This window comes from bacterium (assembly GCA_030247525.1).
Lineage (GTDB): Bacteria > Electryoneota > JAOADG01 > JAOADG01 > JAOADG01 > JAOTSC01.
Map to the genome: position 1 here is coordinate 1 of JAOTSC010000141.1, position 8,366 is coordinate 8,366.

The following is an 8,366-nucleotide window of genomic DNA, read 5'->3' on the forward strand; positions in this document are numbered from 1 at the left end:
GCTTATACCGAAGTAAGACTTCCTCTTTCGTTTCATCCTGATAAGTGGTCTTCGATAGTTCTTTCGACATGTTTTTTAATGGTAAGGTTAAGATGCGATAAGAACGGTAGAGACCACGCTCCCGCAACTCGATTAGTTCGCCGGCTTTCACTTCATCAGCAGCATCCAGTTTTCGCTCGCTACGATATACTTTACCTTCTTTACAAGCCGTCGTCGCCTGAGTTCGGGACTTGAACAGGCGTGCTTGGAATAACCACAAATCGACTCTCATGGCGTTTCTATCCCCTTCACTTTTTTCACCGAATCTGTTGGCGTAGTCACGGTACTTTGTTTGCGTATCGGCGGGGTATCCCATTCCGTTTGAATATATGCTTCGATGGTTTGTTTCCCTTCGCCATCCCGCTCGGTAGCTAATCGCAACCAAGGCAGCAGTTGATATTCAGCGCGGATCGTGTTTTTGTTCACTCCTGTGCTAACCGGTGTTGCTACCGAGAAGAAGAGTTTATCAGTAACATACCCGCCGATTTCTAAAGTATCCGATGATTTTCGAGTGGTTGAATCTTTTGCCGACCGATACTCAAACACCGATAATCCCAGCCGTTGTCCTACCAGTCCTGTAACTTGCTCAATTGCTCCACTCTTGGCTAACTCGCTCGTTTCATTGGTGATGTTTAAGTTGTTCTCGTCGAGTGGCATACCAATCGTCAAGTATCCAATAGCGGCAAATTCAGAGAGTTGAGTCTCACCCTTTTTACCACTCAAGATCAATTCGGGATTTTGCGCTGTACCGGAAATTGATAGTGTGATATCGACACCTTTGGTGCGTTTCAAACTTTTCTCTACAGCAGTGATGTTCATGCGGGGATCAAACGGCGGTCCATCAAAAGTCAGTGACCCAGAAGTAATTGTCAATCGTTTTCCATATTGAACAACGTACCCGCGCAGAATCTCGACGTTTCCATAGATCTGGGGGTACTGCTGCCCCGTCTCTTTGAACATCACCAAATTCATCCGGGCTTCGGCATTCACACCGCGGCCACGAATCCAGACATTACCCTGCGCATCTGCCGAGATACTTCCTTCTGCATTGTTCCAAATTGATAACGCCGGGAAAACACCCCCGTCTTCATCTTCAAGGTAGACTTCCTCTAAGTCTTTTTCTTCTTCGCCCATATCGAAGACCGCTTCCGAAATTCGCGAGCGACCGGTCATCATTAAGTGGTTAAGCGGTCCGTGCAAAGAAAAATCGAGATCGCCGGAAATTTGTTTCCGCGGCTGTTTGAGGAATCTGAAATCGCGGGCGCGGGCTTGAATATCGACGGTGAAGGAATCGTCATAAGCGATTTGTCCGGTAAGCTTGAAATTTCCTTTTCCAGATTTCGTTTCGGCTTGTTGGATGACGAGGGCATTTCCAATGGTCGATGCTCTGATGACAAGATCCCGTTGGTCGATCCCGAATTCCGGCATCACAAAACGCTTGCCGGTCAAATCGACGAACAGTTTTATACCATTGGTTTGATCGCGTTGGACATTCGCTTTGATTGTTCCATCCCAAACCGAGCGACGGGGTAACATTCCTACAAACCATTGTGAAGGCATCTCAATTGTCTCCAGTGTCAAGGAATCGAACCCTACAAAGGATGTATCAGTCAATCGAGCAATCCCACTTGATGACAATGCTTGGATGCCATCGCGCCTGCCATTCATGTCCCAACTGAGGAGATAATCTTCCATAGCAAACTGTGCTTCAAGGGTATCGAGTACATACACATTGTTCCAGCCTGCGCCAAGAATGTTACAGTATCCGGTTACGGTTGGCGGATGGTTTTTTCGGATCAACCAGTTGCCATCGACTGAAATCTCTCCTTGCAAATCGCGCAGTTTTGGAACAACCGTCAAGAGGGATGTTAGTGCCATTTGACTAATAGCATAGCCACCGCCGAACGTGCCGGAAGTATCGTAGCGGAAAGAACCATTTACAATACCCAACGGTGTATCGGCTTGATAGCGTTCCCATCGGATTCCCCGACGGGTCGCCTCGATTGGTGCGGATTGCATTAACGTGATTGGGAAATTGCGGTTACGGATTTGAAGGGTATCAATCTGAGTCGTGAGAATTCCGCGCAAAGTATCAAGTTTCGCAGCAGCAGTAAAATCAACCGACAGGGTATCGGAGACTGTGTGTAGCGACAACAAAATCGAATCACGCTTCCAACTTCCATGAACCTCTAACGAAACAGGTAAACTATACTTTGAGCGGAGCGAATCGATTCGTAATGCAATCAGATACGGGGAATCGGGAAAATTGAGTACAGCTTCTGTAACAAGAATCGAATCGGCAAAGAAGTCTTGATACACCACATTTTCTAACAAACCGGAAAAGGTAACTTGATGCGATGCTTTGGCTGAATCAGACCCGGCACTACCTTTCGCATCAAACTGCACCGACGCAGTAGCAGCAATTGAAGTGTCAACCGAAAAGACTTGTGGTACTCGGTCAACGAATAGGTGATCAATTGTACCTTTAACATCGTAGGCACCGTAGGTAGTCGCTTCGCCACTTAATGCAATTCGTGCCCCCGCAGAAGTCGCTCGAACGGTATCTAATGTAATGCGATTGCGATGATACCCCCCCGCAGCAAACAAAGTATCGACTACATTTTTATACAATTGTAAGCGTGACGTAGATAAACGAAATGCGACAGAATCAATGGGAATCTGTTTGCCAGTTGTATTCGAAACAAGATTCACAAAAATGCTGTCGGGGAAATCACTAGATTTGAGAAAGTCACGCAATTTGAGCAGAGAACCATGTGCTGTAAGTTTCGCTTGCGCATTATCTTTCAGAAAATTCACCGTCGAAACATCCACCGTTAAATTGGCATGACGCTCGCCAATCTTTCCTTTCGCAGATGCATACTTCTTATTGAATTTCCATTGCAAGTCAGCTGTAAGATTTTCGAGTGGTGGAAGTGAAGAACTATCGACAAGCAATTTGCCGGCAAAGCTGATATCGCTAAAGGGATCGCGCACTTCACCGGTGATATTTGCAGTTATAGCAGTGGAGTCGATTCCGGTGACGAATGGTGACAAATCAAAATTCTCAGTTGTTACATCGAGTCCGATGATATGCAAATTACCGTCGAGATTGTTGGCAGTGACATTAACTGCTTGACCGGGTAGATAAACGCCAGCGCGCGCATGGAGACCCCCGGGAGAATGGGAACCATCAAAATCGAGTGCGACATGAGGAGTTTCCGGCCAATAATGCAGAACCCGGCGAACGGTCGAATCAGCCAACGTAATATCGCCATTCGCAAATCCATAAGGAGGATTATGGCTAAAATCGATTCGACCACTAACTCCAACTGCTAACTGTGGTAGTCGAACCTCTACTCGCTCAAACGACATACGGTTCTTAACAAATACGAAGCTTCGGATTCGAACAAAAAATGGAGATTTCGGAATATTAATAACTGGACTGCGCGAATCGACTATCAATTCACTGTTGTTGAACTCCAGAATCCCAACTACAATTCTTCGAAGCGGAAACTCGCCCGTTCTTGCGGCTATGTTGGATTTGGGTTTAGGATTTTTCTTCTTGATAAGCCGTCCGAAGTTCCACCCGGTACTATCTTGGCGTAAGTGATACTTCAAATGAGCGAGCTTTACAGTAGGTGCGATGACTTGCTTGCTGAACAATGGCATAATCATTACGCGAATTGTTATTGAGTCGCAGGTTATCACCGGTTCTTGTTTGTATGCCCAGCGAAATCCTAAGACAGTTATCGTAGGAAACCGGTGAAGTTGCACTGCTTCGATTGTGCAATATCCATCTCCGGCAGAGGAAACAGCTCCAGCGAGTATTCCCGCAATTTTCCCTTGTCCTAACGGCGACAATATTATTCCCACCACTCCTAAAGCGATCAGCAGAAGCGACAAAAAAGTCCATTTTGCTACATTCAAAGAGTGTGCTAAAATTCGTAACGAAATGTGTTGTTCGAGTTTACTCATATCACTTCACCCAATGCGAAGTGAATTTCGGGGTGATATGGTTTGTCGTAAAACTGATTTCGTTTTAATTGCCAACCGATATCGATTCGCACTGGACCAATCGGAGTCCGCAACCGAACACCCGCACCAGCGGTAGTCTGCAGCGGCCATTTTCCATAGGATTGATACTTCTCCCAGACAGTTCCAGCATCGAAGAAAAACGCTGACCACAACGGTCCCCACAGTTTATACCGCACTTCAAGCGACCCAGCACAGTAGGACTCACCTCCGATAGGAGTATTCGATGCATCCCTTGGTGAGAGTTCGCGACGGGACCAACCGCGAATCAAGCCAAGTCCACCTAAATGGAATTTCTCATCAGGTGGAGGCGCTGGTGAATTGGGAAACAGAATTAACGCACCCGTTTCTACGCGGGTAGCATAAGTTAGTTTTTTATCATAGGTGACATTGTAATTCCCGAAGCCTCTTAAGCGGAAGAAGCGTGAGGAGCTTGGTAAGAAGATGCCAGAAACGGCGATCTCTGGCTGAAAAATCCCACCTTGGGTGGCTTCAAATTGTTCCGTACGAAAATCGAAGGTTCCGGTTAAGATGTACAAGTCGAGATTTTGAAAATTCGATAGTTCAAGTGAAGAATTCTCAGCCGATTTTTGATTAATGATCCATATCCGCTGCAACCGTTGAGCAAATTGAATTGTCCACCAAGGTCCTGATGGGAACGAAACCGCTTGAGTGCTTCCGATTTTGTCAATACCGTCTTCGTTGCTATGGAGAGCAAAGGGAGAAACCGTTAACTCAGACCCGGGACCAAAGGGATGAGGTTGTACAATTTTTAAATCCACTGTTTCTTTTCGGATCGAGCGATAGTCAACAGAATCATTGGTCGACTTTCCTTGGAAAGCGACACCGGCACTAAGCTTCACGGTTCTACCGCCGGGCAATAGAAAGCGGTCGGTGATTTCACCAGTCATCTGTAGCAATTCATCAGTGTCCCACGCGGGACCGAACCTGGTTTGCCAACGATCCGCTTCCACGACGCGCACTCGTAATGGTAATCGGTTGCCCTTCACGGAAGTATCGGTTACGATATCGACGCTACGAAACAGGTTCCGTGAGTAAAGGATGCGGCGACTTCGCTCTATTAGCGAATAATTATAGGATTTTCCGGGCCGGGCAAGAATGTCAGCGGTAACATCCTTTGGTTTTAACCGTTGAACTCCGTAGACGGATGCAGTATCGAAGGTGTTTATGCCACCAGATTCGATTTTAAAATTGATTTCAACATACAGCGAATCATTAGACCATTGAACCGTTGGTGTAATCTTAGTACGGGCATAGCCGTGTTTCGAGTAGAGCAAGCGCAACGAATCGACAGCATTGACCAAGTCTATCTCGCGGAATCGACCACCATTTTCCAAAGCGATGTATCGTCGGAACCGCACCGTGTCGCGAGGCGCCATTTCAAAGGCATTAAAACCGAACGCCAAGACGCGGGTCGGATCCTTGACAGTGACATGGTATATCGCGGTAACTTGTTCTTTCTCATCGACTTGCACCTCTCCACTCACTTTGCAATCCCGCCAACCTTCCCGACGGAGAAAATGATCGAGCCGAATCACATCACGGGCAAAGGAGACTCCATCGAACTGTGGTTTCTTCTTCCAGAAAACAAATTTGTGATACCAGGGAGCCTGTGCAGTAGCCACTTTTGGCCAAACTTCCGACGCAGGTAATGGGCATCCTTCGAGTTCGACTTTATGTAACAACAGCCCATCAGCGCTGATGAATTCACGAGGGATTTTTTGTCCAACCGCAATGCCTGCTGTAAATATTACAAGCAGAAAAAGAAGAAGAAGCCGGGTTACCGGGAATTTGGTAAGCAAGAGTACCACACTACAATGTACATTCAGAACACAAGAACTGCATAGACCCTTTTGCGGTATAACGTATCATCGTTACTTTGTTCGTGTACCACAGTTCAACAAAGCTTTGTTGCATTAAATTTAACGAAAGAAATCCGACTTGAGTCCATCCCTATACATTGCTTTACGGTACCTACGAAGCAAAAAGCAAACCCGCTTCATTTCGGTGATGACCATGATGGCAATCCTTGGCGTCACGGTAGGGGTTGCTGCGTTGACCATCACGTTATCCGTTATGAACGGTTTTGAACAGGAGGTTCGACAACGCATCATAGGCGCCGATGCGCATCTCAAAGTACAATCGTTCCGTACCACCGGTATTGAAACTCCCGATACGCTACGGGCGCAGTTATTGCGGTTCCCGGAAATAGAGGGGGCAGCGCCGTTTGTTCATGCACGTGGATTACTCAAATACCAACAACAAACCGAAGGGATCATGCTCCGCGGGATCGATGAATCGTTGGTAGGTAGTGTGAGCAGGCTACCCGAACAGATCCTGCAAGGGAAAATGGCATTGAAACGTCCTGAAGGCGGGGCGGCAGGGATATTGCTAGGAAATTACTTAGCGGAAAAGATTGGAGTTGGAGTATCTGACACGGTGTACTTAGTGACCACAGGAGGAGTTACCGGTCTAACTCCGCAGCTAAAGCGCTTTGTTGTTAGTGGAATCTTTTCAACTGGATTTTTTGAATACGATAATACAGTTGGATACATCGACTGGCGAGAAGCAGCACCATTGGCAGGATTGTCTATCGGTAGTGTTCACGGCTTTGAACTAAAAATCACGAATTACGAAAATGCCGACCGCGTTGCGAAATCAATGCATGAACTTGTTCGTTTTCCATTATTTACAATGACTTGGTTCGAGCAAAATCGCACCTTATTTGCATGGATTAAGATTGAGAAATGGGCTACGTTCATTGTTCTCTCGCTCATCATCTTAGTTGCAATGGTCAATATTATTAGCAGCTTAGTGATGTTAGTGCTGGAAAAAGGTCGAGATATCGGCATTTTGAAGGCGATGGGTGCTAACGAAACGGGGATAGCTCGGATATTCTTACTCGAGGGGGGCTTAATCGGCATTATCGGTACTTTGTTAGGCTCGTTGTTGGGTTACTCATTCTGTTGGGTTCAACAAACGTTTGGTTTCTTTAGTCTGCCGGGTGATGTTTACTTCTTAGACCGGTTGCCAATTCGCACTGAATGGAATGATTTTGTAATGGTGTCTCTCATCGCACTCGTAATGTCGTTAATGGCGGCTTGGTATCCAGCTCGGAGAGCAGCCCGCTTAGACCCGGTGGTCGCTATCCGGGGGATTGGATGAACGGAGCAAAGATAGTCTTAGAAGGGGTAACCCGTTCCTTTCAAGAGGGAAAAAGTTTTCACCATGTCTTACTCGAAATCGATTGGTTTGTGGAGCGAGGTTCTACGATTGCAGTGACCGGACCAAGTGGAGTCGGGAAATCGACACTGCTCAACTTGATTGGCGCGCTGGACCGGCCGAACAGTGGACGAATTGTGATGAATGGCACCAATTATGATTCGTTACACTCAAAACAGCGAAGCGAGTTTCGTAGTTTGTACATAGGTTTCATCTTTCAGTTTCATCATTTACTGCCAGAATTCTCGGTGTTAGAGAATCTTCTCTTGCCGGTTCGGTGGGCGAAAGGGAATCTGATCGACGCCGAGAAGCAAGCGAAACAGTGGTTGGAACGAATCGGACTGGGGGAACGGGCACACAGCCAAGTGAGTATCCTATCGGGCGGTGAGGCTCAGCGAGTGGCGACACTACGTGCACTCATGAACCACCCTCAACTATTGTTGGCCGATGAGCCAACTGGTAATCTGGATGGGGAGATTGCCTCAACCGTAGTCGACTTATTGTTTGACTTTTGTAAAGAGAATGGCGCGACTTTGTTGATGGCGACCCATCATACCGGTTTCGCGAAGCGTTGCGAACGTACCATTGTATTGGGGAATGGAAAAATCGTCTCTGATCGAGTAAACAGCTTAGAGACACCCGAAGAATCGCTCGAATCAGACATAAAAAAGAGTAGGATCGACATCAGTGTCCATCGATAAAAAATGTCCAGTTTGCGGAATCACTTTAACGGAACTTCGAGTGCGGCATCAGGCAGGCTGTGCTGAATGTTACTCGTATTTCCACAATGAGATTCGTACTCTGATAAACGAAATTCAATCGATTTCTCAGGAGAACGATTCTCCGATGCCGATAATTCCGATGGAAGAACATCCGATGTCGTCACCAACGCAGTTGAACGATTTACAGAAGCAACTCAACAAAGCAGTCGAACAAGAGAATTACGAATTAGCTGCAAAACTACGCGACTTGATCAACGAGTTAAATCAGACGGTACAACCCAAATGAGTCTTCCGCACGGCATTGTCGATTCCGAACAAGCTCCACACCGT

General features: G+C 46.7%; 6 protein-coding genes. 3 read left to right on the top strand and 3 right to left on the bottom strand.

The genetic code is table 11. The features are described 5' to 3' along the window. From OEM52_11735 to OEM52_11745, 3 genes are all read right to left on the bottom strand, one after another. Nucleotides 1-271 (bottom strand): S4 domain-containing protein (locus OEM52_11735; protein ID MDK9700807.1); only part of this gene is annotated, 271 nt, incomplete at its 3' end. After that, nucleotides 268-4,014, bottom strand: a complete 3,747-nt coding sequence (locus tag OEM52_11740) for a translocation/assembly module TamB (protein MDK9700808.1) — start codon at nucleotides 4,012-4,014, stop codon at nucleotides 268-270. The genes OEM52_11735 and OEM52_11740, both read right to left, overlap by 4 nt. Beyond that, the gene (locus OEM52_11745; protein ID MDK9700809.1) at nucleotides 4,011-5,894 is read right to left on the bottom strand and encodes an outer membrane protein assembly factor; all 1,884 of its coding nucleotides are present in this window, start codon (nucleotides 5,892-5,894) and stop codon (nucleotides 4,011-4,013) included. Before OEM52_11745 ends, OEM52_11740 begins: the two co-directional genes overlap by 4 nt. A gap of 214 nt (nucleotides 5,895-6,108) precedes the next feature. Between OEM52_11745 and OEM52_11750 the strand changes: the two genes are divergently transcribed. From OEM52_11750 to OEM52_11760, 3 genes are read left to right on the top strand one after another with little or no spacing between them, the layout of a single operon-like run. Continuing rightward, on the top strand, nucleotides 6,109-7,257 hold the full coding sequence (locus OEM52_11750) for an ABC transporter permease (GenBank protein ID MDK9700810.1): 1,149 nt from the start codon (nucleotides 6,109-6,111) through the stop codon (nucleotides 7,255-7,257). Further along, on the top strand, nucleotides 7,254-8,015 hold the full coding sequence (locus tag OEM52_11755) for an ABC transporter ATP-binding protein (GenBank protein ID MDK9700811.1): 762 nt from the start codon (nucleotides 7,254-7,256) through the stop codon (nucleotides 8,013-8,015). Before OEM52_11750 ends, OEM52_11755 begins: the two co-directional genes overlap by 4 nt. Further along, nucleotides 8,002-8,322 carry a UvrB/UvrC motif-containing protein gene (locus OEM52_11760; GenBank protein MDK9700812.1) on the top strand — a complete coding sequence of 107 codons (321 nt, stop codon included), beginning with the start codon at nucleotides 8,002-8,004 and terminating at the stop codon, nucleotides 8,320-8,322. The genes OEM52_11755 and OEM52_11760 overlap by 14 nt, the downstream gene beginning before the upstream one ends. Nucleotides 8,323-8,366 lie beyond the last annotated feature (44 nt).